Genomic DNA, 23,267 nt, shown 5'->3' on the forward strand with positions numbered 1-23,267 from the left:
GCAGACGCCGTGCCTGTGCACTGTAATCGTGCTTCATGATGGTGCGTTACTGGGTCGTTATAAAAGTAAGTCATTGAATTCAAAGGAATAGTACCGATGGCTCGGCGCTTGCAGCGTACGGGTTGAACTGGGTTGCAAGGAGTACAGCATGACCCGCACCTTTTATGATGAGATGCACCTGCCGGATGGCGCCTGTCGCCCGCATTACCAGGCCTTTTCTCGTTGGCTGCAGGACACCCCGAAAGACCTGCTGGATCAGCGTCGCCGCGAGGCGGATCTTCTATTTCATCGTGCCGGCATCACTTTTACGCTGTATGGCGATGCTCAGGGTACCGAGCGACTGATTCCTTTCGACATCATTCCGCGCAGCATTCCGGCCAGTGAATGGCGCATCGTCGAGCGGGGCTGTATCCAGCGGGTGCAGGCGCTAAACATGTTTCTCGCCGATCTGTATCACGACCAGCGCATCATCAAGGCCGGGTTGATTCCCGCCGAACAGGTGCTGACCAACGAGGGCTACCAGATGGCGATGCAGGGATTGAACCTGCACCGCGACCTCTATGCGCACATCGCCGGCGTCGACCTTGTGCGCGATGGCGACGGCACTTATTACGTACTTGAGGACAACCTGCGCACCCCCAGCGGTGTGAGCTACATGCTCGAAGACCGCAAGATGATGATGCGCTTGTTCCCCGAGTTGTTCGCCAACCAGCGCATCGCGCCCATCGATCATTACCCGAGCCTGTTGCTCGACACCCTGAAAGGCTCCAGCCCGCTGGATAACCCGACGGTGGTGGTGCTGACGCCCGGGCGCTTCAACAGCGCCTATTTCGAACATGCATTTCTGGCGCGGGAAATGGGTGTAGAGCTGGTCGAGGGCGCCGATCTGTTCGTGCGTGATGACAAGCTGTTTATGCGCACCACGGCAGGCGCCAAGCAGGTCGATGTCGTGTATCGCCGTCTGGACGACGCCTTTCTCGACCCGCTGGCGTTCAATCCGGACTCCATGCTTGGCGTGCCCGGGCTGCTGTCGACTTACCGTTCCGGCAATGTGGTGCTGGCCAACGCCATTGGCACCGGCGTGGCGGATGACAAGTCGATTTATCCTTACGTCACCGAGATGATCCGCTTCTATCTCGATGAAGAGCCAATCCTCAAGAACGTGCCAACCTGGCAATGCCGCAAGCCCAACGAGCTGTCCCACGTGCTGGCCAACCTCAAGGATTTGGTCGTCAAGGAAACCCAGGGTTCGGGCGGCTACGGCATGCTCGTCGGGCCGGCTGCCAGCAACGCCGAGATCGAGGCGTTCCGGCTGCGGCTGATCGCCAAGCCCGATGCCTACATCGCGCAGCCGACGCTGTGCCTGTCGACTTGCCCGACCTTTGTCGAGAACGGCATCGCCCCACGACATATCGACCTGCGACCCTTCGTGCTGTCCGGCAAGGAGACCCGCATCGTGCCAGGTGGGTTGACCCGTGTTGCATTGCGTGAGGGCTCGCTGGTGGTCAATTCGTCGCAGGGCGGCGGTACCAAGGACACCTGGGTGGTGGAGGACTGAGCATGCTATCGAGAACCGCCTCTGACCTTTACTGGATGTCCCGCTATCTGGAGCGTGCGGAAAATCTGGCGCGTATGCTGGACGTCAGCTACTCGCTGTCACTGATGCCCCAAGACGGCCGTCGCGACGGCCTTGATGAACTGGCTATGCCACTGCTGATCACCGGCACGCTAGAGGAATACCAGCAACGCCACGGTGCGCTGCACGCCGAACGCATGCTGCACTTTTTCGCGCTGGATGCGCAGAACCCCGCGAGCATCTACAGCTGCCTGAGTGCTGCACGCAGCAATGCGCACGCGGTGCGTGGGCGCATCACCGCGGACATGTGGGAAAACATCAACGCCACTTGGCTGGAAATTCGCGGCATCGCCGAGCAGGGGCTTGGCCGCTACGGCATCAGCCGGTTCTGTGAGTGGGCTAAGGAGCGCTCGCACCTGTTTCGTGGCGCGGCCTTCGGCACCATCGTGCGTGGCGAGGCTTATCGTTTCATTCGCCTGGGCACCTTTATCGAGCGTGCCGACAACACCTTGCGTCTGCTCGATTCACGTTACGAGTTGCTCGGCGAGGACGTCGACGATCTCGATGGGCGACCGGCCCACAGCTATTACCAGTGGAGCGCCTTGTTGCGCGCGTTATCGTCGTTCGAGGCGTTCGCCGAGGTTTACCGCGGCTCGCCTGGCGCCCGTAAGGTTTCCGAGTTGCTGCTGCTGCGCCGCGAGGTGCCACGTTCATTAAGTGCCTGCATGGATGAGCTCTATCAGATGCTCGCCGGCCTGCCTGGTGACAGTGGCCGCCCGGCCCAGCGTCTGGCCGCCGAGCTCAATGCACGGCTGCGCTACACCAGTATCGATGAGGTGCTGGAAGATGGGCTACACGCCTGGCTGACCGATTTCATCGAACAGATCCATCAACTTGGCAGCGCCATCCACACGTCCTATCTGGAGGTCGCATGAGACTGTCCATCCGCCACAACACCACCTATCACTATGATGATCAGGTACGTGCCAGCATCCAGTATTTGCGCCTCACACCGCACGATAGCCCTCGCCAGCAGATCCTCAGCTGGCAGCTGGACTTGCCTCGACCGGTGCGCGCGCAGCTCGATCCCTATGGCAACATCCTGCATGTGCTGACGCTGGACGAACCCCATGAGTCGATCATTATCGGCGCTCAGGGGCAGGTCGAGATTGATGAATTCAGCGATGCCGAGTACGACAGTCTGTCGGCGCTGCCATTCCTTCGCTTTACCCGGCTGACCGAGGCTGACACAGCGCTGCGTGATTTCGCCTGGAAGCAATGCGCCAGGCGGCGTGATCGTACTGCGCTGATCGACCTGATGCATGGCCTCAACGATCACATTCGCTACCAGCCCGGCATCACTGTGGTGGACACCAGTGCTGCTGAAGCCTTCGCCGGGCGCCAAGGCGTTTGTCAGGATCACGCCCACGCATTCATCGCCTGCACGCGTAGCTTGGGTATACCGGCGCGTTACGTGTCCGGGTACTTGGTCACCGACAATCAGGATCACCTGGCCAGCCATGCCTGGGCCGAGGCCTGGCTGGATGACGCCTGGTACAGCTTTGACGTGACCAACTGCCTGTCCAGACCCGAGCGCCATCTGAAACTGGCAATCGGCCTAGATTATCTGGATGCCTGCCCGGTACGCGGCATGCGTCGTGGCGGTGGCTGCGAGCGGATGATGGCGCAGGTAGACGTCGAGCCACTGATCAGCGTTCAGGCTCAGTGAGCAGGAGAGGGCAGTGCCGGTAGGTTTCGCCGCGTAGAGTAAGTGCGGGGCAGCATGACCCCCGTTCGTGCGAACGTCGCTTGCGGTACAGTGACGATCACTTCTAGCATGGCCACTTTTTTCGAAGGGAGAGGGCATGCTGGCCGAATTGTTTGCGGTTCTGGCGCCGGTGATCATCGTCTCGGGCATCGGCTATGCGTGGGCCCGCAGTGGCCAGGCTTATCCCACCGAGTTCATCGCTCGTCTGGTTTTGACCATCGGTACGCCGAGCCTTGTGCTGGCCACCCTGAGCCGCACCGAACTCGATCCTGAAGCCTTCACTAGCATGGCGTTGGGCTGCGTGCTGGTTACCGCCTGCATGGGGTTGTTCGGCGTGCTGTTCAGTCGCCTGTTCCGCCAGCAGTGGAAGGTACTGGTGCCGGCATTCCTGTTTCCCAACACCGGCAACATGGGCCTGCCCATCAGCCTGTATGCCTTTGGCGAACATGGCCTGGCGCTGGGTGTAGCGTTCTTCCTGACGCTATCGATCATGCAGTTCAGCGTTGGCGTGGCGCTGTCTGGTCGTGCCACGTCTACCAGGGAGCTGCTAGGCAACCTGCTGCGCAACCCGATTATGATCAGCCTGGTGGTGGCTTTGCCGATGATCTTCTGGAATTTGCAGTTGCCGCGCTGGGTAGCCAATACCGTTGGCCTGCTGGGCGGCATGACCATTCCCTTGATGCTGCTGACCCTTGGCGTTTCCCTGGCCAGCATTCGCCTGCATCACTTGGGCTCAGGCCTGGTGTTGGGAGCGCTGCGTATCATGCTGGGGGCTGCCGCCGGCTGGGGCATCGGTGCGGCAATGGGATTGGAGCCGTTGACGCACGCCGTGCTGGTGGTGCAATCGGCTATGCCAGTGGCAGTATTCAATTATCTGTTTGCGATACGTGCCAATCGTTCGCCCGAGCAGGTCGCGAGCCTGGTGATGTGCTCGACGCTGTTGGCGATTGGCTGGCTGCCGCTGATCCTGGCGTGGTGGATGCCGCGGGTCAACTGACCGCGGTCAACCGATCATCCGGTTCAGATTAGGGAGAATCAGCAATACGGCGGTAGCGAATAGAATCAGCCCCGCCTGGCGGAATTTCGGTTTGTTGAACATGGCCGTCTGCCTTTTTGATTGTTGTGGTGGGCCGTTATTAACGCTTGGTCCCCAGTGCCTCGGCAAAATCCCGACGGCTATAAATTGACTGTAGAGCGAGTGATCAAATTTTATAGATCGGTTTGTTTCTAAAAGGGTTCAAAGCCAGCGGCAAGGATATGGAACCCTTCTCTATTTCTGTAGAACCCTGAAGCCAGACGCTGCGGGAGCTGTAGCGGCTGAAAAGCAGTAGATGACCGTTCGTCGGAGCTAACGGCGCTCACAAAAAACCGGCCACTTGGGCCGGCTTTCTACAGTGGTTCAATCAGTCGTCAAGCTGCTCGCGGATGACTTTGCCGCTCTTGCCGTCGACACGGAATTCGTAAAGACGGTTGTCCTGCTTGGTACCTTCACCTTCCCAGTAACCGGCATCGTCTGCCTCGATCTTGTGGATCTGGGTAAAGCCAGCTTGTTTGGCGCTACTCAGCGCCTGCTCGATGCTGATCCAGTCAGCGCCCGGGCGGTCAGCCATGGCGACGCCTGCACTCATGGCGGCAGCGGCGGTAAGGGCAGTCAGGGTCTTCTTGAGCATCGTGGAACTCCTTTACTGAATAGGAAGATCGCGCCCGTTTTCAGGCACCAGTTGTTGGAGTCCGGCGTTTCGCTTCGGGTTCAGCTAAAACTGCCCTGGCTCGGTGCAGCCGCTGCCGTAGCGCTCACCGTTGGCACAGGTTGGGTGGGGTGCCTCATGCTCACGGCCAGCAGGGGCAGGGCGATCGTCAGGTAAAGCGCGATGGCGCCCAGTGCGCCGTTGCGTGCGTAGCGAATGGTTTGGCTGTGCATGGGCTGTGCTCGTCAGTAGGCCGGCTGGCCGATGGAGCAATCATCGGCCCAGCTCTTCAGACGCGGAAGTAAATGCCAGTTATGGCGGCTATCGAATCTGCTGATGACTCGGATCGCGGCATGCCTCTTGCCTTGATGCACCAGCACAGGCAGGCTTTGACTGCTTCGTTATTTCTTAGGTACCTCCATGTCGCTGCAGATCTGCATTCTGGAAACCGACATCCTGCGTCCCGAGCTGGTCGACCAGTATCAGGGCTACGGCAAGATGTTCGAACGTCTCTTCGCCGGCCAGGCCATCCCTGCCAGTTTCCACGTATACAACGTGATGCAGGGCGATTACCCGCCCGCCGACTCACGCTTCGATGCTTACCTGGTCACGGGCAGCAAGGCTGATTCGTTCGCCAACGACCCCTGGATCGAAACGCTCAAGGCCTATCTGCTCGAGCGTTATCGAGCTGGTGACAAGTTGCTAGGCATCTGCTTTGGTCATCAGTTGCTCGCGCTGCTGCTTGGCGGCAAGGCCGAGCGCGCTAGTGCCGGCTGGGGCGTGGGCATCCATCGCTATCAGTTGACCGAGCAGCCAGAGTGGATGACGCCGGCATTGGATGAGCTGACGCTGCTGATCAGCCATCAGGATCAGGTTACCCGGTTGCCGGAAAATGCCACGCTGCTGGCCACCAGCCCGTTCTGCGCCCATGCGGCCTACCGCATCGGTGATCAGGTGCTGTGCTTTCAGGGCCACCCGGAGTTCGTGCCCGAGTATTCCCGCGCGTTGCTGGACATCCGCCAGCAGCATATCGGTGAAACCACATACCGTGCGGCGGTCGGCACCCTGCATGAAGATCACCACGGGCGTACGGTGGGTGAGTGGATGCTGCGCTTCGTGGCCAATGGCAAGTCGGCTCAGCACGCCTGATTGCCCTATAAAAACTGCGCATAAAAAACGGCCCGTGAGGGCCGTTTTTCGTTTCGGCAGGGCGCCTTGCGTGGAGGCGCCTGCGAAGTGTCTTAAAGTGCTTCGGCTTCAGCCTGCGGGGCGTCTTCGGCTTGTGCCTGCTCCGGCTTGACCTCGACGAACTTCAACTGCAGACGCTCGCTGCTCCAGGCGCGGGTCTGGTTGGTCAGTTCCAGGTTGTTGTTCAGGTTCTGGCCGTAGGAGGGGATGATCTCCTTCAGCTTGGCCTGCCACTCTGGCGTCTTGATCTTGTCCTTGAAGGTGCGCTCCATAAGGTGAAGCATGATCGGCGCAGCGGTGGAGGCACCAGGCGAGGCGCCCAGCAGAGCCGCGATGGAGCCATCTTCAGCACTGACCACTTCGGTACCGAACTGCAGGATGCCGCCTTTCTCAGCGTCTTTCTTGATGATCTGCACGCGCTGACCGGCCTGCAGCATTTCCCAGTCCTTGTCCTGCGCTTCAGGGAAGTACTCACGCAGCGAGTGCATGCGGTCTTCCTGGCTGAGCATCAGCTGGCCGATCAGGTAGGTGCTCAGCGAGAAGTTGTCGATACCCGCATTGACCATCGGCGAGATGTTGTGGGTGGTGATGGTGCCGAACATGTCCAGCAGCGAACCATTTTTCAGGTATTTGGTGGAGAAGGTGGCGAATGGCCCGAACAGCAGCGCTTTCTGGCCATCGATCACGCGAGTGTCCAGGTGCGGAACCGACATGGGCGGCGAGCCGACCGACGCCATACCGTAAACCTTGGCCTGGTGCTGCTGGACGATGTCCTGGTTGCGAGTGACCAGCCAAGAGCCGCCAACCGGGAAGCCTGCATAGCCTTCAGCTTCCGGAATGCCGGACTTCTGCAGCAGCTTCAGCGCGCCACCACCGGCACCGATGAACACGAACTTGGCATTGACGGTGCTCAGCTTCTCGTCGTTTGCCAGGTCGGCCACGACGACATTCCAGGTGCCATCGTCAGCACGGGTGATATCGCGAACTTCATGCTGCACGTGAACGTTGAACACGTCCTTTTTCTGCGACAGGTTGTTCAGCAACTGGTTGGTGATCTCGCCGAAGTTGACGTCGGTACCGATCTCCATACGTGTGGCTGCGATCTTCTGGCCAGGCTCGCGGCCTTCCATCACCAGTGGTACCCACTGCTTGATCTGCTCGGGGTCTTCGGAGAACTCCATGCCGCGGAACAGCGAGCTGTGCTGCAGCGCTTCATAGCGCTTCTTCAGGAACTCGGTGTTCTTGTCGCCCCACACGAAGCTCATGTGCGGCACGTTGTTGATGAACGATTTCGGGTTTTTCAGCACGCCTTGCTCGACCTGGTAGGCCCAGAACTGCTTGGAGATCTCGAAGGACTCGTTGATCGTCACAGCTTTGCTGATGTCGATGGTGCCGTCGTCTTTTTCCGGGGTGTAGTTCAGCTCAGCGAGAGCCGAATGACCGGTACCGGCGTTGTTCCAGGCATTCGAGCTCTCGCTGGCGACCGCGGGCAGGCGCTCGTAGAGATCGATCTTCCAGGTTGGCTCCAGTTCATTGAGGTAGGTGCCAAGGCTTGCACTCATGATGCCCCCGCCGATCAGCAGGACGTCCACGGATTTTTCCGGTTCAGGCTGCTTGGCGCAGCCGAGCGCGCTCAAGCACAGTAAGGACAGCAGGAGTTTTTTCATTTAGACAGACCATTTCAGTGATGTGATTGCATGGCAACAGGGTCGACGCGCAAAACACTGCCGATAAGGGAGCGAACGCGTACGCTGCATGTCGCCAGGTTTCGTTCTGCGAAACCGGCCAGTTCCGGTGATTTTTTGAAGCACCGGCATTTACTTTCATCTGCGCGCTTTCGTCGCAGGCTGCCTCAAAAGGCAAAATCCATGCCTACGTAACTATTAGTCAGCTAACTAGTGCTCTGGATCAATATCTGGCTCGCCATCTCACTCGCCGATTGGCGAGTTTTCGCCTCCCATAGGCTGTAATGGCTGTTTAAGTGGCGGATTCTCGCCTTACTGGCTTATGGCGCCGCCTACACCCTGACTGCCGCCACCGGTTCCCGGTGTCGCGGGTGCGGTGGAGCTGCCTTGCGTGCTCGGAGCGGTCTGGTTGCCGGTTGCCGGCGCGTTATTCGACGGCTGGCGCCTGTTGTCTGTGCCCGACTCGTTGCCGGTGCCATTCTGCCGGGCAGGCGAGTTGAGTGTACTGCGCGGCGTCTGTTGCAGCGGTTGTTGCTGTTGATCGGTGGTCGATTGGCCGGTGCCATTCATGTCAGCAGGTGGAGTGCCAGTGCGCTCGCGAACCATCTCGTCGCCGATCTTGTCGCGTTGCTGCTGCAAAGACATCCCATCGTCATCCGCCTGGACGCCAGCGCTGAAAAGGGCGGCAAGCAGTAATGCGGATCCTGTGATCTTGTTCATGTCGGTCTCCTGATTATCCCGTGTGATCAGGTGACTGCCCGCGTACTGGCAATGTTCACGCAATCTTCCCGGAGGAGGCGCATAGTCAGGCAATCGCAGCGGTTCTGCGGCGAGCAGCGAAAAGCGAGGAAGGCGTCTACCCTGATAGCAGCTCGGCAGCCGCAGGCTCTGCCATGCCGGTTGACGGCAATTCAGCGGTGAGTGTGCTGCCGAAGCGACAGAATCGAACCATGGCCTGTCTCTCGCCTCAGAGGACATGCCCAACAATAAAAGAGGTCGTTGACATGATTTATGCCAAACCCGGTACCGCAGGTGCCGTCGTCACCCTGAAATCGCGCTACGGCAACTACATCGGTGGCGAGTTCGTCGCGCCGGTGGGTGGTCAGTACTTCACCAATACTAGCCCGGTCGATGCCTCGACCATCGGTGAGTTCCCGCGCTCGGACGCCAAGGACATCGACAGGGCCCTGGACGCCGCCCATGCCGCGGCTGATGCCTGGGGTAAGACCTCAGTGCAGGATCGCGCGCTAATCCTGCTGAAGATCGCTGACCGCATCGAAGCCAACCTCGAGCTGCTGGCCGTCGCCGAAACCTGGGACAACGGCAAGGCCGTGCGCGAGACCCTGAACGCCGACGTGCCGCTGGCCGCCGATCACTTCCGTTACTTCGCCGGCTGCATCCGCGCCCAGGAAGGCACCTCGGCGGAGATCAACGAGCACACCGCGTCCTATCACTTTCACGAGCCGCTGGGCGTGGTCGGGCAGATCATTCCCTGGAATTTCCCGCTGCTGATGGCCGCCTGGAAGCTGGCCCCGGCCCTGGCTGCCGGCAACTGCGTGGTATTGAAGCCTGCCGAGCAGACGCCGCTGTCGATCACCCTGCTGGCCGAGATCATCGGCGACCTGCTGCCGCCGGGCGTGCTCAATATCGTTCAGGGCTTCGGCCGTGAAGCCGGCGAAGCGCTGGCCACCAGCACGCGCATCGCCAAGATCGCCTTTACCGGCTCCACGCCGGTCGGCTCGCACATCATGAAATGCGCGGCTGCCAACATCATTCCCAGTACTGTGGAGCTGGGCGGCAAATCGCCGAACATCTTCTTCGAAGACATCATGCAGGCCGAGCCGGCCTTCATCGAGAAGGCTGCAGAAGGCCTTGTGCTGGCGTTCTTCAACCAGGGCGAGGTGTGCACCTGCCCGTCGCGGGCGCTGGTGCAGGAGTCGATCTTCGAGCCGTTCATGAACGAGGTGATGAAGAAGATCAAGGCCATCAAGCGCGGCAACCCGCTGGACACCGAGACCATGGTCGGCGCCCAGGCCTCCCAGCAGCAGTACGACAAGATCCTCAGCTACCTGGAGATTGCCCAGCACGAAGGCGCTCAAGTGCTCGCTGGCGGCGCCACCGAGAAGCTCGAAGGCGACCTGGCGACCGGATATTACATCCAGCCGACCCTGCTCAAGGGCACCAACAAGATGCGCGTGTTCCAGGAGGAAATTTTTGGCCCGGTGGTCGGCGTGACCACCTTCAAGGACGAAGCCGAAGCCCTGGCGATCGCCAACGACACCGAGTTTGGCCTGGGCGCCGGCGTGTGGACGCGCGACATCAACCGCGCCTACCGCATGGGCCGCGGCATCAAGGCCGGGCGCGTATGGACCAACTGCTACCACCTGTACCCGGCGCACGCTGCCTTTGGCGGCTACAAAAAGTCCGGGGTCGGGCGCGAAACCCACAAGATGATGCTCGACCACTATCAGCAGACCAAAAACCTGCTGATCAGCTACGACATCAACCCGCTGGGCTTTTTCTAGGAGTAGTGCGATCCGATAAAAAAACGCGGCTTCGGCCGCGTTTTTTATTGTGTGGCTCAGCCTCTAGCGCCGCGTTGCAGGGCGCTCTTCAGCGGTAGATCCCAAGGTGGCACAGGTCCGAAGCGGCTTTTCAGAAACTCCAGAAGCAGGCGGCTGCGCGAATCGGTATCGCGCTCCAGGCGCAGTGCGTAGATGCCGCTGGGCTCCGGTTCCGGCAGGCCGTTGTCGCAGAACAGCGCCACCAGCTCGCCGCGCACCAAGTATTCGCTGACCAGCCAGGTCGGCAGGTGAGCCACGCCAAGGCCCGCCAGTACGCTGAATACCAAGGTTTCGGCGTTATTGGCGGTCATGCGCAGGCGGCGAGGGCGGTACACCGCAAGCTTGCCCCCGTTCTCGAAGCGCCATGCGTAGGCCGGTGCCAGGCCATCCCAGTCCAAACCGTCGTGTTCCAGCAGCTCCGCCGGCGTACGCGGCACACCGTGGCGCTCCAGGTAGGCGGGGCTGGCGCAGACCACACGAATCATCGGCGACAGCGGCGTCGCCACCAGGCGTGTGTCGGCCAGCGGACCGATGCGCAGTACCAGGTCAACTTCGCCAAGGTGGGCGCCATGCAGGTCGATAAAGCTGTCGATCAGGCGCAGCTGCACGTCCAGCCCCGGATAAGCGGTGAGGAAATCGGCAATAGCTGGTGCCAGATGGCGGCGGCCAAACGGCGCCGGCGCATCGATGCGAATCAAACCTTCCGGCGCGCTGCTCAGCGACACCGCTTCGGCGCGGGCCAGGTGCAGTTCGGCGAGAATCCGCCGGGCGCGCTCGGCAAATGCCAATCCAGCCGGTGTTGCGCGCACCGCATGGGTGCTGCGGCTGAACAGGTGGCAATCGAGCGAGCGCTCGAGCGCGTCAATGCGCCGTGAGACCGCCGAGGGCGTGAGCGGGTGCAGACGGGCCGCGGCGGAAAAGCTGCCGCTTTCCAGTACATCGAGAAACAGGCTGAGCTGGTCGGTGAGGGCATCGGGATTCATGGCTATCTCGCTATGCGTCGTTCGCACAGCCATTATGCCGGGCTGTGCGTTACCCATCCATCGCACTGTTGGGTAGCATGCGCGCATCCCGTTGAATGAGATGAATCATGGATGTGCTCGCGTTTGCCTTGAATATCGTGCTTGGCCTGCTGCTCGGCACCCTTGGCGGGCTGTTTGGCATCGGCGGTGGTCTGATCGCGATTCCGGCCCTTGGTGTGCTGTTTGGCCTCGATCAGCAGCTTGCCCAAGGTACTGCGCTGGTGATGGTAGTGCCGAACGTGTTGCTGGCGCTTTGGCGCTATCACCAGCGCAACCGGATCGATCTACGCCACGCGTTGGCACTGGCCCTGAGCAGCTTTGTGTGCGCGCTGTTTGGCGCAAGTTGGGCGGTCAACCTTGACCCCGACGCCATGCGCCTCGCCTTCGTCGGCTTTCTAGTCGCGCTGGCGTTCTATAACCTGTTGCGTATGTTCATGCGCCCGCCTGCGGCCTCGGGCCAGCTTCGCCATCCCTGGCCGTGGCTGACCGTGCTTGGCAGTGGCTCTGGGCTCTTGGGCGGCCTGTTTGGCGTGGGCGGGGCGGTGATTGCCACGCCTATTCTTACCAGCGTGTTTGGCACCTCTCAGGTCATCGCACAGGGGCTTTCATTGGCACTCGCGGCGCCGAGTACCGGCGTGACCCTGGTCACCTACGCATTGCATGGCCACGTGCAGTGGGCGCTAGCGATTCCACTGGCCATCGGCGGGTTGCTCAGCATCAGCTGGGGTGTACGCCTGGCTCACGCGTTGCCGGAGCGCCTGCTCCGGATGTTGTTCACGGTTTTCTTGCTGGTCTGCGCAGTGATGCTTGGCCTGCGGACCTGATGTCCGCAGCCGGAGTGCCGCCAACCGCGGCTGGCTTGCGCTACAATGCGCGCCGAATTTGGCCCGCTCGAGAGTTACTTCATGTCCGTTTGTCAGACACCGATTATCGTCGCCCTGGATTTCCCGACCCGAGAGGCCGCGCTTGCGCTGGCCGATCAGCTCGACCCGAAACTGTGCCGGGTCAAGGTCGGTAAAGAGCTGTTCACCAGTTGCGCATCGGACATCGTTACAACCCTGCGTGATCGCGGCTTCGAGGTGTTTCTCGATCTGAAATTCCACGACATTCCCAACACCACCGCGATGGCCGTCAAGGCTGCAGCGGAAATGGGTGTATGGATGGTCAACGTGCATTGCTCCGGCGGCTTGCGCATGATGAGCGCGTGCCGTGAAGTGCTCGATAGCTTCAATGGCCCGGTGCCGCTGCTGATTGGTGTGACCGTTCTGACTAGTATGGAGCGCGAGGATCTGGCTGGTATCGGTCTGGATATCGAGCCGCAGGAGCAGGTTCTGCGCCTGGCTGCGCTGGCTCACAAGGCCGGTATGGACGGCCTGGTCTGCTCGGCCCTCGAAGCACCTGCGCTCAAAGCAGCGCAGCCGGGTTTGCAGCTGGTTACCCCAGGCATTCGTCCAGCAGGCAGTGCGCAGGACGACCAGCGGCGGATTCTCACCCCGCGCCAGGCGCTGGACGCCGGTTCCGATTATCTGGTGATCGGCCGCCCGATCAGCCAAGCGGCCGATCCTGCTGCTGCGCTGGCAAAGCTGGTCGCAGAGCTGGGCTGATTAGCCCATTGTTTTTCATGCGGCGGTAATTCAGCCGCTGCATTCGCTGTTTTGCAGGTAAAACCTCATGAATTCCGTGGAACATTCGCCGCTGGGCAAGAGCAGCGAGTACATCGCCACATACTCGCCCGAATTGCTGTTTCCCATCCCTCGTGCCACCAAATGGGCCGAATTGGGTTTGAGTGCTGAGACGCTGCCGTACCGCGGTGTGGATTACTGGAATTGCTTCGAGCTGTCCTGGTTGCTGCCGTCCGGCAAGCCAGTGGTGGCGATTGGCGAGTTCTCCGTGCCTGCCGATTCGCCGCACATCATCGAGTCCAAGTCGTTCAAGCTGTACCTCAACTCGCTGAACCAGTCGGTGTTTGCTAGTGCGCAGGAGCTGATCAGCGTGCTGGAGAAGGACCTGTCGGCCACTGCCGGCAAACCGGTCGGCGTCAGGGTGCGCAGCCTGGACGAAGTGGCCGTTGAGGGCATGGCCGCATTGCCTGGCCTTTGTGTCGACGAGCTGGATGTGAGCATCAGCAATTACGCTGCGCCGCAGCCGGAGTTGTTGCGTTGTGACCCGGCAATCATCGTCGAGGGGAGTCTGCACAGCCATCTGCTCAAATCCAATTGCCCGGTCACCGGTCAGCCGGACTGGGGTAGCGTGGCCGTTCAGTACAAGGGCGCCGCGCTTGAGCCAGCTAGCCTGCTGGCCTACCTGGTGAGCTTCCGCCAGCACGCGGATTTCCATGAGCAGTGCGTGGAGCGCATCTTTCTGGATCTGCAGAAGCTGCTGCAGCCCGAGTACCTGACGGTGTATGCGCGCTATGTGCGCCGCGGTGGCCTGGACATCAATCCGTATCGCACCACCTTGGCCGAGGTGCCGCAGAATCTGCGTTTGGTCAGGCAGTAGGCTTACGGCAGCTCAACAGATTGGGCAGACACAAAAAACCAGCCGAAATGGCTGGTTTTTTTGTCGCTTCCGGGTCAGATACCCATATTGGCCAGCGTCTGCATGATATTGCGCAAGCTTCCGGCAAGGGTCGGATGGCTCACCTCGAAGCGCTCCACCGCCAGGTTGACCCCATCAACCAGCGAGGCGTCCGGCGTTGTTACCGGTTGCGCGGCCAGTTGTAGCTCAATGTCGCGTGCGATGAGCTCGAGCGACTCGCGATCTTCTTCGTTTTCCGGCGGATGTTCGACCAGTTGCTTGCGCAGCTCTTCCAATTGCTGCTGCAGATGGTTCGCAGGCATGGCGCTCTCCCTCTCTCTTAATAGGCAAGACAATTGACCGTGCAGCGCGACGAAAGGTCAGTACGTCTTATCTAGCCTAGCTCAGCAAAGGGGTTAGGGTTTCTCGCCTTTGCTGCGCCGGATGTGCATGTGCTCGAGGCAAGCGGGTAGGTCGGTGAGCTGATCGATCACCGAGTGAGCGCCAATGCGATAGAGCGCGAGCGTGGCATCGGCGCGCAAACGCTCGCGTTGCACCTCGTCGAGCACCTGCCAGTCAGCGAGTGCATGGCCTGCCAGTGAGCCGCAGGCAGCCAGGCCAACGGTCCACAGTCCTGCATTGAGTCCCGCCTGTATAAGGCGCGGTTCACCGCTGACCAGCACGCAGCCTTCCAGTCGTTCGATCTGCAGTGCCGCCAGGGCTTGCCAGCAGGCATCCGGTGCCGGCCAGGCGCGCTGTGTGCAGGCGGGTGAGGCCGCCAGCCAGTCGGGGAGGCGGCTGGCCAGTTTGTGCGATACGGCTTCAGGCAGTTCATCCAGCCAGGCGCAGGGCACGCGTTGGTCGTGCAGGCTGCGCAACGTGCTCAGTGCACCCGGCGTGGGCTCAGCGAAACTATCGAGCTCCTGAGTCGTGGCCGGTTGGCGCGCAGCGTTGCCGTGTTCGCGCACCAGTGCCAGGTGGCGCGGGCCACTTGTCGAGCTGCTGCGTGCACCGAAGTCCACCAGGCATCCGGAAAGGCCGAACAGCACAGCGGTGAAAGAGGCGCTGGCGGGGTAAAACGCTGGCTGAGGCATGTTATGTCAGTCCTTGGCGAGTATCGCTTCAACCATGACAAGCCAATGTGACGATTCCATGACGTTCAGACGCCCGGTTGCATGAGCTGGCTCACACTGACCGTCGGCCAGGCGTCGAGGCGCTGCCTATTGGCCGCGTACGGCTCTATACTACGGCGCTGCCGCCGGACAGAGCGCGCTGATGAGCTTAGGAGAACTGCAATGCGTTTGATTGGACCCTGTTGGATCGCAAGCCTTGGGCGTGTGCTGGCGTGTGCCGGCCTGATGGCCCTGCCGGTTGCAGGTCAGGCGGCAACGGAAGACCCGTGGGAGTCATTCAACCGTCCCATCTTTCGTTTCAACGATGCCGTTGACACCTACGCCCTCAAGCCCTTGGCTCAAGGATATCGTAAGGTGACTCCGCAATTCGTGGAAACCGGCGTGCATAACGTGTTTCGCAACATGTGGGAGGTCGGCAATCTGGCCAACAACCTGCTGCAGGGCAAGGTGCACGATGCGGGCGTGGATACCAGCCGGTTCCTGTTCAATACCACCCTGGGCGGTCTGGGCTTCTTCGATGTGGCCACCCGCATGGGCCTGCAGCGCAGTGACGAAGATTTTGGGCAGACCCTTGGCGTCTGGGGCGTTGGCGCTGGCCCTTACCTGGTCTTGCCATTGCTCGGGCCGAGCTCGCTGCGCGATGCGCCAAGCAAGATTCCGGACAGCTACCTGACGCCTTATCCCTATATGGATCATGTGCCGACACGCAACGTCGTGCGCGGCATCAACGTCGTCGACACCCGCGCCAGCCTGCTGGACGCCGAGCGCATGATCAGCGGTGATAAGTACATCTTCATCCGCAACGCCTACCTGCAGAACCGTGAGTTCCGCGTAAACGATGGCAACGTCGAAGACGATTTCTAAACACAGAGGAGGGCGGCTACCTGCAAGCGCAAGCGAGTAGCCGTTCACGCACGTGATGAAGCCTGGCTCCATCACGTTACCGCTTGTTTCAGCTCATCGAGGTAACGGCAAGGCCAAGAACCTGCCGGCCATCACCCAGGTCAGTTACCCGGACCACTTCCGCTTCGGTTTCCAGCCCCTTGAGCGAGTCATGGCTCGAGGGGATCAGCACGCTCACTCTGTCGCCGACCTGCGCCTGGCATTGCGCTTCGATCTGCATACCGGTGCTCGACAGGTCCCGACACAGCGCTGGAACCGACTGGCCGCCGTGATTAAGCGTTACCTGGGTCTCCAGGCGCATGCGAATGTAATCGCGCTTTTCCGTGTAATCACGATCATTCTGGCTCATCAAGCTATCCTCATTGAAGGTCGGGGCTTTGTTGCAGTTCTTATAACCCTCGGCCATTTAAGGTGTAAAGCCGCTCGGCGGCAACGGCGCCTGTTGAATCGCGTTGAGGATGGGAGTACCGTCTGCGCCTTGACGCGAACCGTGTACCCGCGCAGGTTGTTGGCTGCGTTTACGCTAACCATCCCCGGCGCAGTTTGCCTGGACACCCCATGCACAAAACCAGTGCCACGTTGCTGCTGATCGATGACGACGAAGTCGTCCGCGCCAGCATTGCAGCCTACTTGGAAGACAGCGGCTTCAACATCCTGCTCGCCAGCAACGGCCTGCAAGGTCTCGAAGTGTTCGAGCGTGAACGGCCAGACCTGGTCATTTGCGACCTGCGCATGCCGCAAGTCGATGGTCTCGAGCTGATCCGCCGTATCAACGCGCTGGAAATTTCCGCGCCGATCATCGTGGTCTCCGGCGCCGGCGTGATGACTGACGTCGTTGAAGCCTTGCGCCTCGGTGCTGCCGATTACCTGATCAAGCCACTTGAAGATATTGCCGTGCTCGAGCATTCGGTGCATCGAGCACTGGATCGTGTGCAGCTGCGTCAGGAAAACGAGCGCTATCGCGAGAAGCTGGAAACCGCCAACCGCGAGCTGCAGGCTAGCTTGCATCTGCTTCAGGAGGATCAGAACGCCGGGCGCCAGGTGCAGATGAACATGCTGCCGGTTACCCCGTGGGAAGACGAGGGCCTGTCGTTCGCCCACCAGATCATCCCATCGCTTTACCTGTCCGGTGACTTCGTTGACTACTTCCGTGTTGATGAACGTCGCGTGGCCTTCTACCTAGCGGACGTTTCCGGCCATGGTGCCTCGTCGGCCTTCGTCACCGTGCTGCTCAAGTTCATGACCACGCGCCTGCTCTATGAGTCGCGGCGCAACGGCATGCTGCCTGAGTTCAAGCCCTCCGACGTGCTCAGCCATATCAACCGTGGCCTGATCAACTGCAAGCTAGGCAAGCATGTGACCATGCTCGGCGGCGTGATCGACGAAGAAACCAATCGACTGACCTACAGCATTGGCGGTCATTTGCCGTTGCCGGTGATGTATACCGGTGGCCAGGCGCATTATCTGGAAGGCCGCGGCTTGCCGGTCGGTCTGTTCAAGGAGGCCGAGTACAACAACCTTGAAATCGACCTACCCGAGTCGTTCAGCCTGACTTTGTTGTCTGATGGCATTCTTGATTTGCTGGCCGGTGATACCCTGCAGGAAAAAGAAGCCTTGCTGCCCAAGTTGGTGAGCGAGGCAGGTGGAACCCTGGATGGGTTGCGTAGCGTGTTTGGACTGGCGGATCTGGCGGAGATGCCGGATGATATTGCCTTGCTGGTGTTAAGCAGGAACCTTGCATGAATCCTGGGATAAGCCCCGGTAGAATCCAGTTTGCCGAACAGGATGGCACCTTTGTCCTGAAGTTCATCGGCGAAGTGCGCCTGACCTTGTGTTCGGCGCTGGACTCCACGATCGAGAAGATTTTCACCGCGCTGAATTTTTCCGCCATCGTCATCGACCTGACGGAAACGCGCAGCATCGACAGCACCACACTGGGGCTGCTGGCCAAGCTGTCGATTCTGTCGCGGCAGAAGGTGGGGCTGTTGCCGACTGTGGTGACCACGCACGCCGACATCACGCGACTATTGCAGTCGATGGGCTTCGATCAGGTGTTCAACATCATCGACCAGCCCTACGAGTGCCCGAATTGCCTGGCCGACCTGCCGTCGCAGGATCAGTCCGAAGAGGTAGTGCGCGCCCATGTGCTGGAAGCGCATCGCATTCTGATGGGCCTGAACGAGTCGAATCGTGCGGCTTTTCATGACTTGGTGAGCGCGCTCGAACAGCATCCATGATCCTGTTGCGGTCATAAAAAAGGGGCGCCGACAGAATCGGCGCCCCTTTTTCGTTTCTGCCGGATTAGCTGTTGGCAGCCAGCAGCTTTTCCAGTTTCTCCTGGTCGCGGGCGAACTGACGGATGCCCTCGGCCAGTTTCTCGGTGGCCATGGCATCTTCGTTCATGTCCCAGCGGAACAGGCTTTCGCTGATGCGCGCTTCACTCTGTCCGGAAACCTCGGTGTTGAGCTTGCGCTCCAGCGTGCCGTTGTCATCGGCCAGTTGCTGCAGCAGATCTGGGCTGATGGTCAGGCGGTCACAGCCGGCCAACTGCTCGATTTGGCTGATGTTGCGGAAGCTTGCGCCCATGACCACGGTCTTGTGACCTTGCGCCTTGTAGTAGTCATAGATGCGCGCAACCGACTGCACACCTGGATCTTCGGCGCCAACGTAATCGCGGCCCTCGGCTTTCTTGTACCAGTCGTAGATGCGGCCCACGAACGGCGAGATCAGGAAGGCGCCGGCGTCGGCACAGGCGCGCGCCTGGGCGAACGAGAAGAGCAGGGTGAGGTTAGTTTGCACGCCATCCTTTTCCAGTTGCTCGGCGGCGCGGATGCCCTCCCAGGTCGAGGCGATCTTGATCAGGATGCGCTCACGGCTGACGCCCGCTTCTTCATACAGCTCGACCAGGCGGCGTGCGCGGCCCAGGGTCGCCTGCGTGTCGAAGGACAGGCGGGCATCCACTTCGGTGGAAATGCGCCCTGGGATCACCTGCAAGATTTCCCGCCCGACGGTCACGCCAAAACGGTCGCTGGCCAAGTCGACGTCGCCTTTGCTGAGGCTGACGGCCTGCTTGAGCAGCTCTGCATAACGCGGCAGGGAGGCTGCCTTGAGCAGCAGAGACGGGTTGGTGGTGGCGTCGACCGGCTTGAGGCGGGCGATAGCGTCGATGTCGCCGGTGTCGGCAACCACAGTGGTGAACTGCTTGAGTTGATCCAGCTTGGAGGTCATGTCACGGCCTTGTCGATTCGGGTGCCACGACCTTACCTGAGCCTCGGTTGCCGCTCAACTGGTGGCACTACAGCGGGTTTGTGGTGAGCGGCTAACGCCCCTGCAGCAGGTCTGCTGCCTGATCGAAAATGGCCAGCAGCTGATCGCTCTTGTGGATATCCGCAGACAATAACTGGCGAAAGCGGCGGGCTCCGGGGAAGCCCTGGGCGAGGCCGAGCATATGACGCGTGACATGGTGCATCAGGCCGCCAGCCGCCATGTGCCGCTCGATATACGGGCGCATGACCAACATGGCTTCGTGCCGACTCATTGGCGCACGTTCGCTGCCGAACAGCTGCCCGTCGACCTCCGCCAGCAGGTACGGGTTGTGGTACGCCTCACGGCCGAGCATTACGCCATCGAAGGTTTCCAGATGTTGTTTGCACGCTTCGAGTGTCTTGATGCCGCCGTTGAGGATCAGTTCCAGATCGGGAAAGTCCTGCTTCAATTGCGAGGCGATGTCGTAACGCAGCGGCGGCACTTCGCGGTTTTCCTTAGGCGACAGGCCGGACAGGATGGCAATGCGCGCATGCACCGTGAAGCTGCGGCAGCCGGCGTCGCGCACCTGGCTGATGAAATCGCAGAGTTGCTCGTAGCTGTCGCGCCCATCGATACCGATGCGGTGCTTGACGGTGACGGGAATGCTCACTGCATCACGCATTGCCTTGACGCACTCGGCGACCAGCGCCGGATGGGCCATCAGGCAGGCGCCGATCATATTGTTCTGCACCCGGTCACTCGGGCAGCCGACATTCAGGTTCACCTCATCGTAACCGGCCTGCTCGGCAAGGCGCGCGCAGGCAGCCAGATCCGCCGGGTTGCTGCCGCCCAGCTGCAGCGCAAGCGGGTGCTCAGCCTCGTCGTAATGCAGAAAACGCCGGGTATCGCCATGCAGCAATGCGCCAGTGGTGACCATCTCCGTGTACAGGAGCGCGTGCCGTGACAGCTGGCGTAGGAAATAGCGGCAATGATGATCAGTCCAATCCATCATGGGTGCTACGCTAAAACGCCTAGATATAAGTTGTTGATTTAAATGAATTTTAGTCATGCATTAGGCGCTCAAATAATGGACGATTTGAATCTCAGTGTTCCGGTAGTGTTCCGGTAGCGTATGAACAGCGTATGATCTGCGTATCGTCAATTGTACCGGAAGTGTTCCCATGGCCACGTTTGTAAAAATGGATAGCGGCAGATGGCGTGCGATTGTCAGGAAGAAGGGGCACAGGCAGCTAAGCGAGACCTTCGCCAAGCTGGCTGATGCAAAACGGTGGGCTTCCGATACTGAATTGAAAATCGAGAGCATCAGAAAAACTGGCAGTGCCTCCACGCCCAAGGGGTCTACCTTTGCAGACTTTGTTGATAAGTACGTCGAAGAAACAGACCCGATCAAACCGCATGGTAAGAACAAGAGGGCGTCACTCCAGAGGCTGAAGCGCGAGTTCGCTAATGTTCTGATGTCGGATATGTCGGTGCTGGTATTGAACGAGTTCGTTACCAAGCGATTGAAGGTTAAGACCCAGGCAGGCACATTTCTTTCGGGCGTTACGATTGCTGGAGATCTGTCCTACATCTCGACCATTCTGCATTGGGCCAGAGATGTAAAGATGTACAACATTAACGCTGGTATGGCTAATGAGGTTCGAGGGGCTCTAGGGCGAAGAGGTGTTAGCACTCGGAGCAAGCGCAGGGAACGTGAACCCACTCAGAGAGAGCTGAAAAGCATTTATTCCGAGTACATCAGAAAGGCAGGCCGGCAAATAATACCTATGGTTGATTTGATCCAGTTCGCCATTGCGGGGGCAATGCGGCAGTCTGAAATCTGTGGCATCTTGATTGAGGACATAGACTTTGAGCTCAAGACTGTTGTCATCCGAAATCGAAAGCATCCGGAAGAAAAAATTAGCAACGATCAGGTTGTACCGTTGATGCCGGCTGCATGGAATATTGCCATTAAACATATTGGCAACAGAAAGTCGGGAAGGGTGTTTAACTACGATCCTAAGTCGGTCAGCTCTTCGTTCACGCGTGTTTGCAAGAAGCTTGAAATTGTAGACCTGCATTTTCACGACTTGCGACACACCGCTATCGGTAATTTCTTTGCCATTGGCTTGCAGATAGAGCAAGTAGCACTGATTAGTGGCCACAAAGATTGGGCGATGTTAAAGCGGTATACACATATCAAAGCAAAAGATGTACATAGGGCCTTTGAAGATCTGTTAGGCAAACAGTCAACAAAGACCCAAGGTGCTTAAAGAGCTCTAATCATTCCTTCGCGACTTTTCTCTTTCTTTCTTGAAATGATAAAGTCGCGAACGTCAGCTATGTCATAGTAGTACGCTCGGCCTATTGTTGAGTATGTTGGCCCATTACCGCGCCTTCGCCAGTCATCAATAGTTTCTACAGATACGTCAGCAATAAGAGCTAGGTCATTCTCGGTCATAAGGCCCAGGGTTTTTGCCAGCGCGTTTCTTTCGTTTTCCATTGATTTTGCTCAGCCGACGCGGGTCGTCATGACCTTTGTGCGTTAGCATCTTTTTTGTACATCCCGTACACGTCAGTGGCTTTGGGGTGTAAATATAACCTATAAGCTTTTCGTCAAATCCGTCAATAGATTATTTTCAATAAAGAGTATTCTCAAAGGATGCTCTTTGTTTTTTGTGGGCGTCTGTTATGGCTAGTAATGGTCATTAATTTCTGTTTTTTTGCCTGGGAGGGCTGCGTTGATTGAAAATTTCTGCGAATGGTTAAATCCTTTGAATGGTAGTTTTTGCTGGGTTTTCCGCATTAACGAGTATCTTTTCTGGATGCTGTAGCGTAAATATTCCCCTTTACATTGTTTACATGGTTTCTGAGAATGGCTGCCCGTGAATTTCTGGGCATAAAGATAGGTTGGTCAAATGTGTCTGTATTTCTAATGGTGTTCCCATAAAGGAGGTGGTGAGAAATAAGTGCAAAGCTTTTAATTGTGATTAATTAAGCAGGCATGTCTGCACCATGATGGTGTCGTGTGCAGCCTGTAAATCTTATGTTCCATCCAGGGAGGGCCTTTATACGATAAGGATTGTTTATGGATTTTCCGCAAGAGTCCCACCCAGGCGAAAGTCTGGACTATAGCTTTGGTTTCCTTTCGTTCGACCCCTCTCGCTTACCCCCGTTACACATGCTGTCTGTGAAGCAGACGCTAGAGCTTTCCATGCGCATTTCTGGCTGCTTTCAAGATGTAAGGCCTTCTTCGATTAAAGCCAAGGGGTCTATGTTTTTTCTAGATTCAAATGTGTATGGGATTTTGGTTCTAGGAAAGAGCATTGGCTCAGTAATTTCAAAGGCCGGATGTCGAAAATACTGGAGGAAAATCTTAGAAAAGCGCGCAGATCTTGCGAGACTTGATTTTGAGGCTCGTAATCGAGTAGTGGGCGGAATTGGCGAGAGTGCGCAGATATATGCATCAGATGTGTCGGTTGAGCGTATTCGTGAAAAAGCAGAGTTTCTTCAGAAATATTTAGAGGGCAAGGTGTTGTTGAATAATAATACCGGCGAGAGATTTTCCATGCTGGATCTCGCAAGCGCCTCTGCTAGAAATAGATTTTATGAGCTCTATTGGGTGGTCAAAAACTTTGAGTGAATCGCCCCTAGTTTCGTAGACACCTCCAAGCCTCATAATGAGGCCCACTAGGAGGTGCCATGAGCAACCAGCGTTACCCCGAAGAATTCAAAATCGAAGCGGTCAAGCAAGTGACCGAGCGTGGCCTTCCTGTAGCCGAAGTGGCAGCGCGGTTAGGTATGTCGGTGCACAGCCTGTATGCCTGGATCAAGCGCTACAGCAAGCCGCAGGAAAAGCGGCAGCAAGAGGACGATCAGCAGGCCGAACTGCGTCGTCTGCGTGCTGAGCTCAAGCGAGTGACCGAAGAGCGAGACATCCTAAAAAAGGCCGCCGCGTACTTTGCCAAGGAGTCCGG

25 protein-coding genes and 1 pseudogene are annotated in these 23,267 nt (G+C 58.8%); 15 read left to right on the forward strand and 11 right to left on the reverse strand.

Annotation, left to right across the window (positions count from 1 at the left end):
* Positions 1 to 148 precede the first annotated feature (148 nt).
* From BUC40_RS19000 to BUC40_RS19015, 4 genes are all read left to right on the forward strand, one after another.
* The gene (locus BUC40_RS19000) at positions 149 to 1,558 is read left to right on the forward strand and encodes a circularly permuted type 2 ATP-grasp protein (protein WP_073267778.1); all 1,410 of its coding nucleotides are present in this window, start codon (positions 149 to 151) and stop codon (positions 1,556 to 1,558) included.
* Between the two features lie 2 nt (positions 1,559 to 1,560).
* Positions 1,561 to 2,511, forward strand: coding sequence for an alpha-E domain-containing protein (locus BUC40_RS19005; protein ID WP_073267780.1), 951 nt, complete (start codon positions 1,561 to 1,563; stop codon positions 2,509 to 2,511).
* On the forward strand, positions 2,508 to 3,305 hold the full coding sequence (locus BUC40_RS19010) for a transglutaminase family protein (protein ID WP_073267782.1): 798 nt from the start codon (positions 2,508 to 2,510) through the stop codon (positions 3,303 to 3,305). Before BUC40_RS19005 ends, BUC40_RS19010 begins: the two co-directional genes overlap by 4 nt.
* A 136-nt stretch (positions 3,306 to 3,441) precedes the next feature.
* Positions 3,442 to 4,341 (forward strand): AEC family transporter, encoded by a 900-nt coding sequence (locus BUC40_RS19015; RefSeq protein ID WP_073267784.1) that lies wholly within the window; start codon positions 3,442 to 3,444, stop codon positions 4,339 to 4,341.
* Between the two features lie 406 nt (positions 4,342 to 4,747).
* On the opposite strand, the gene BUC40_RS19020 is transcribed toward BUC40_RS19015, so the two are convergent.
* Both BUC40_RS19020 and BUC40_RS22955 read right to left on the reverse strand, forming a co-directional pair.
* Positions 4,748 to 5,014 carry a PepSY domain-containing protein gene (locus BUC40_RS19020; protein WP_073267786.1) on the reverse strand — a complete coding sequence of 89 codons (267 nt, stop codon included), beginning with the start codon at positions 5,012 to 5,014 and terminating at the stop codon, positions 4,748 to 4,750.
* Between the two features lie 80 nt (positions 5,015 to 5,094).
* Positions 5,095 to 5,265 carry a hypothetical protein gene (locus BUC40_RS22955; protein WP_167369182.1) on the reverse strand — a complete coding sequence of 57 codons (171 nt, stop codon included), beginning with the start codon at positions 5,263 to 5,265 and terminating at the stop codon, positions 5,095 to 5,097.
* A 187-nt stretch (positions 5,266 to 5,452) separates the two neighbouring features.
* On the opposite strand from BUC40_RS22955, the gene BUC40_RS19025 reads away from it, so the two are divergent.
* Complete coding sequence (locus tag BUC40_RS19025) at positions 5,453 to 6,181, forward strand: amidotransferase (RefSeq protein WP_073267788.1); 729 nt, start codon at positions 5,453 to 5,455, stop codon at positions 6,179 to 6,181.
* Positions 6,182 to 6,273: 92 nt separating this feature from the next.
* On the opposite strand, the gene mqo is transcribed toward BUC40_RS19025, so the two are convergent.
* Complete coding sequence (mqo, locus tag BUC40_RS19030; protein WP_073267790.1) at positions 6,274 to 7,887, reverse strand: malate dehydrogenase (quinone); 1,614 nt, start codon at positions 7,885 to 7,887, stop codon at positions 6,274 to 6,276.
* Positions 7,888 to 8,217: 330 nt separating this feature from the next.
* Positions 8,218 to 8,625, reverse strand: a complete 408-nt coding sequence (locus BUC40_RS19035; protein ID WP_073267792.1) for a hypothetical protein — start codon at positions 8,623 to 8,625, stop codon at positions 8,218 to 8,220.
* Between the two features lie 284 nt (positions 8,626 to 8,909).
* Here BUC40_RS19035 and exaC point away from each other — a divergent pair, with 284 nt between their 5' ends.
* A complete protein-coding gene (exaC, locus tag BUC40_RS19040; protein ID WP_073267794.1) occupies positions 8,910 to 10,430 on the forward strand; it encodes an acetaldehyde dehydrogenase ExaC in 1,521 nt (506 codons plus the stop codon).
* 56 nt (positions 10,431 to 10,486) lie between these two features.
* On the opposite strand, the gene BUC40_RS19045 is transcribed toward exaC, so the two are convergent.
* Positions 10,487 to 11,452, reverse strand: coding sequence for a LysR family transcriptional regulator (locus BUC40_RS19045; RefSeq protein ID WP_073267796.1), 966 nt, complete (start codon positions 11,450 to 11,452; stop codon positions 10,487 to 10,489).
* 107 nt (positions 11,453 to 11,559) lie between these two features.
* Between BUC40_RS19045 and BUC40_RS19050 the strand changes: the two genes are divergently transcribed.
* The 3 genes from BUC40_RS19050 (at position 11,560) to queF (ending at position 13,990) form a co-directional block, all read left to right on the forward strand.
* Positions 11,560 to 12,315, forward strand: coding sequence for a sulfite exporter TauE/SafE family protein (locus BUC40_RS19050; protein WP_073267798.1), 756 nt, complete (start codon positions 11,560 to 11,562; stop codon positions 12,313 to 12,315).
* Positions 12,316 to 12,396: 81 nt separating this feature from the next.
* Positions 12,397 to 13,095: an orotidine-5'-phosphate decarboxylase gene (gene pyrF / locus BUC40_RS19055; protein WP_139272210.1), complete on the forward strand. Its 699-nt coding sequence runs from the start codon at positions 12,397 to 12,399 to the stop codon at positions 13,093 to 13,095.
* 67 nt (positions 13,096 to 13,162) lie between these two features.
* Positions 13,163 to 13,990, forward strand: coding sequence for an NADPH-dependent 7-cyano-7-deazaguanine reductase QueF (gene queF / locus BUC40_RS19060; protein WP_073267802.1), 828 nt, complete (start codon positions 13,163 to 13,165; stop codon positions 13,988 to 13,990).
* Positions 13,991 to 14,064: 74 nt separating this feature from the next.
* On the opposite strand, the gene BUC40_RS19065 is transcribed toward queF, so the two are convergent.
* A complete protein-coding gene (locus BUC40_RS19065; RefSeq protein ID WP_073267804.1) occupies positions 14,065 to 14,331 on the reverse strand; it encodes a DUF4404 family protein in 267 nt (88 codons plus the stop codon).
* Positions 14,332 to 14,424: 93 nt separating this feature from the next.
* On the reverse strand, positions 14,425 to 15,102 hold the full coding sequence (pcrP, locus tag BUC40_RS19070; RefSeq protein WP_073267806.1) for an HAD superfamily inactivated hydrolase PcrP: 678 nt from the start codon (positions 15,100 to 15,102) through the stop codon (positions 14,425 to 14,427).
* A 201-nt stretch (positions 15,103 to 15,303) separates the two neighbouring features.
* On the opposite strand from pcrP, the gene BUC40_RS19075 reads away from it, so the two are divergent.
* On the forward strand, positions 15,304 to 16,005 hold the full coding sequence (locus BUC40_RS19075) for an MlaA family lipoprotein (RefSeq protein WP_073267808.1): 702 nt from the start codon (positions 15,304 to 15,306) through the stop codon (positions 16,003 to 16,005).
* 88 nt (positions 16,006 to 16,093) lie between these two features.
* On the opposite strand, the gene BUC40_RS19080 is transcribed toward BUC40_RS19075, so the two are convergent.
* Positions 16,094 to 16,393, reverse strand: a complete 300-nt coding sequence (locus BUC40_RS19080) for a PilZ domain-containing protein (protein ID WP_073267830.1) — start codon at positions 16,391 to 16,393, stop codon at positions 16,094 to 16,096.
* Between the two features lie 209 nt (positions 16,394 to 16,602).
* Here BUC40_RS19080 and rssB point away from each other — a divergent pair, with 209 nt between their 5' ends.
* Entirely contained in the window at positions 16,603 to 17,787 is a 1,185-nt protein-coding gene (rssB, locus tag BUC40_RS19085) for a two-component system response regulator RssB (RefSeq protein WP_073267810.1), read from the forward strand.
* A gap of 8 nt (positions 17,788 to 17,795) precedes the next feature.
* Positions 17,796 to 18,281: an anti-sigma factor antagonist RssC gene (gene rssC, locus BUC40_RS19090; RefSeq protein ID WP_073267832.1), complete on the forward strand. Its 486-nt coding sequence runs from the start codon at positions 17,796 to 17,798 to the stop codon at positions 18,279 to 18,281.
* 64 nt (positions 18,282 to 18,345) lie between these two features.
* Here the strand turns inward: rssC and tal are convergent, their stop codons facing one another.
* Positions 18,346 to 19,272, reverse strand: coding sequence for a transaldolase (gene tal / locus BUC40_RS19095; RefSeq protein WP_073267812.1), 927 nt, complete (start codon positions 19,270 to 19,272; stop codon positions 18,346 to 18,348).
* 91 nt (positions 19,273 to 19,363) lie between these two features.
* On the reverse strand, positions 19,364 to 20,359 hold the full coding sequence (gene dusA / locus BUC40_RS19100; protein ID WP_073267814.1) for a tRNA dihydrouridine(20/20a) synthase DusA: 996 nt from the start codon (positions 20,357 to 20,359) through the stop codon (positions 19,364 to 19,366).
* A 112-nt stretch (positions 20,360 to 20,471) separates the two neighbouring features.
* Here dusA and BUC40_RS19105 point away from each other — a divergent pair, with 112 nt between their 5' ends.
* On the forward strand, positions 20,472 to 21,563 hold the full coding sequence (locus tag BUC40_RS19105; RefSeq protein ID WP_073267816.1) for a site-specific integrase: 1,092 nt from the start codon (positions 20,472 to 20,474) through the stop codon (positions 21,561 to 21,563).
* On the opposite strand, the gene BUC40_RS23315 is transcribed toward BUC40_RS19105, so the two are convergent.
* Entirely contained in the window at positions 21,560 to 21,793 is a 234-nt protein-coding gene (locus BUC40_RS23315) for a helix-turn-helix domain-containing protein (RefSeq protein WP_073267818.1), read from the reverse strand. The genes BUC40_RS19105 and BUC40_RS23315 overlap by 4 nt on opposite strands.
* Before the next feature lie 585 nt (positions 21,794 to 22,378).
* Between BUC40_RS23315 and BUC40_RS19115 the strand changes: the two genes are divergently transcribed.
* Entirely contained in the window at positions 22,379 to 22,933 is a 555-nt protein-coding gene (locus BUC40_RS19115) for a hypothetical protein (protein WP_073267820.1), read from the forward strand.
* 59 nt (positions 22,934 to 22,992) lie between these two features.
* A pseudogene (locus BUC40_RS23180) lies at positions 22,993 to 23,267 on the forward strand (transposase); the annotation flags it as partial.

Origin of the sequence: Phytopseudomonas punonensis, from assembly GCF_900142655.1 — a bacterium.
Taxonomy (GTDB): domain Bacteria; phylum Pseudomonadota; class Gammaproteobacteria; order Pseudomonadales; family Pseudomonadaceae; genus Aquipseudomonas; species Aquipseudomonas punonensis.

Coding starts and splice junctions, on each gene's coding strand:
- BUC40_RS19065 (WP_073267804.1), bottom strand. CDS start 14,331: ATGCCTGCGAACCATCTGCAGCAGCAATTGGAAGAGCTGCGCAAGCAA.
- BUC40_RS19050 (WP_073267798.1), top strand. CDS start 11,560: ATGGATGTGCTCGCGTTTGCCTTGAATATCGTGCTTGGCCTGCTGCTC.
- BUC40_RS19010 (WP_073267782.1), top strand. CDS start 2,508: ATGAGACTGTCCATCCGCCACAACACCACCTATCACTATGATGATCAG.
- pcrP (WP_073267806.1), bottom strand. CDS start 15,102: ATGCCTCAGCCAGCGTTTTACCCCGCCAGCGCCTCTTTCACCGCTGTG.
- BUC40_RS19080 (WP_073267830.1), bottom strand. CDS start 16,393: ATGAGCCAGAATGATCGTGATTACACGGAAAAGCGCGATTACATTCGC.
- BUC40_RS19000 (WP_073267778.1), top strand. CDS start 149: ATGACCCGCACCTTTTATGATGAGATGCACCTGCCGGATGGCGCCTGT.
- BUC40_RS19005 (WP_073267780.1), top strand. CDS start 1,561: ATGCTATCGAGAACCGCCTCTGACCTTTACTGGATGTCCCGCTATCTG.
- dusA (WP_073267814.1), bottom strand. CDS start 20,359: ATGACTAAAATTCATTTAAATCAACAACTTATATCTAGGCGTTTTAGC.
- BUC40_RS19025 (WP_073267788.1), top strand. CDS start 5,453: ATGTCGCTGCAGATCTGCATTCTGGAAACCGACATCCTGCGTCCCGAG.
- pyrF (WP_139272210.1), top strand. CDS start 12,397: ATGTCCGTTTGTCAGACACCGATTATCGTCGCCCTGGATTTCCCGACC.
- BUC40_RS19045 (WP_073267796.1), bottom strand. CDS start 11,452: ATGAATCCCGATGCCCTCACCGACCAGCTCAGCCTGTTTCTCGATGTA.
- BUC40_RS23315 (WP_073267818.1), bottom strand. CDS start 21,793: ATGGAAAACGAAAGAAACGCGCTGGCAAAAACCCTGGGCCTTATGACC.
- BUC40_RS19035 (WP_073267792.1), bottom strand. CDS start 8,625: ATGAACAAGATCACAGGATCCGCATTACTGCTTGCCGCCCTTTTCAGC.
- rssB (WP_073267810.1), top strand. CDS start 16,603: ATGCACAAAACCAGTGCCACGTTGCTGCTGATCGATGACGACGAAGTC.
- mqo (WP_073267790.1), bottom strand. CDS start 7,887: ATGAAAAAACTCCTGCTGTCCTTACTGTGCTTGAGCGCGCTCGGCTGC.
- queF (WP_073267802.1), top strand. CDS start 13,163: ATGAATTCCGTGGAACATTCGCCGCTGGGCAAGAGCAGCGAGTACATC.
- BUC40_RS19020 (WP_073267786.1), bottom strand. CDS start 5,014: ATGCTCAAGAAGACCCTGACTGCCCTTACCGCCGCTGCCGCCATGAGT.
- BUC40_RS22955 (WP_167369182.1), bottom strand. CDS start 5,265: ATGCACAGCCAAACCATTCGCTACGCACGCAACGGCGCACTGGGCGCC.
- BUC40_RS19115 (WP_073267820.1), top strand. CDS start 22,379: ATGGATTTTCCGCAAGAGTCCCACCCAGGCGAAAGTCTGGACTATAGC.
- BUC40_RS19015 (WP_073267784.1), top strand. CDS start 3,442: ATGCTGGCCGAATTGTTTGCGGTTCTGGCGCCGGTGATCATCGTCTCG.
- BUC40_RS19105 (WP_073267816.1), top strand. CDS start 20,472: ATGGCCACGTTTGTAAAAATGGATAGCGGCAGATGGCGTGCGATTGTC.
- tal (WP_073267812.1), bottom strand. CDS start 19,272: ATGACCTCCAAGCTGGATCAACTCAAGCAGTTCACCACTGTGGTTGCC.
- BUC40_RS19075 (WP_073267808.1), top strand. CDS start 15,304: ATGCGTTTGATTGGACCCTGTTGGATCGCAAGCCTTGGGCGTGTGCTG.
- exaC (WP_073267794.1), top strand. CDS start 8,910: ATGATTTATGCCAAACCCGGTACCGCAGGTGCCGTCGTCACCCTGAAA.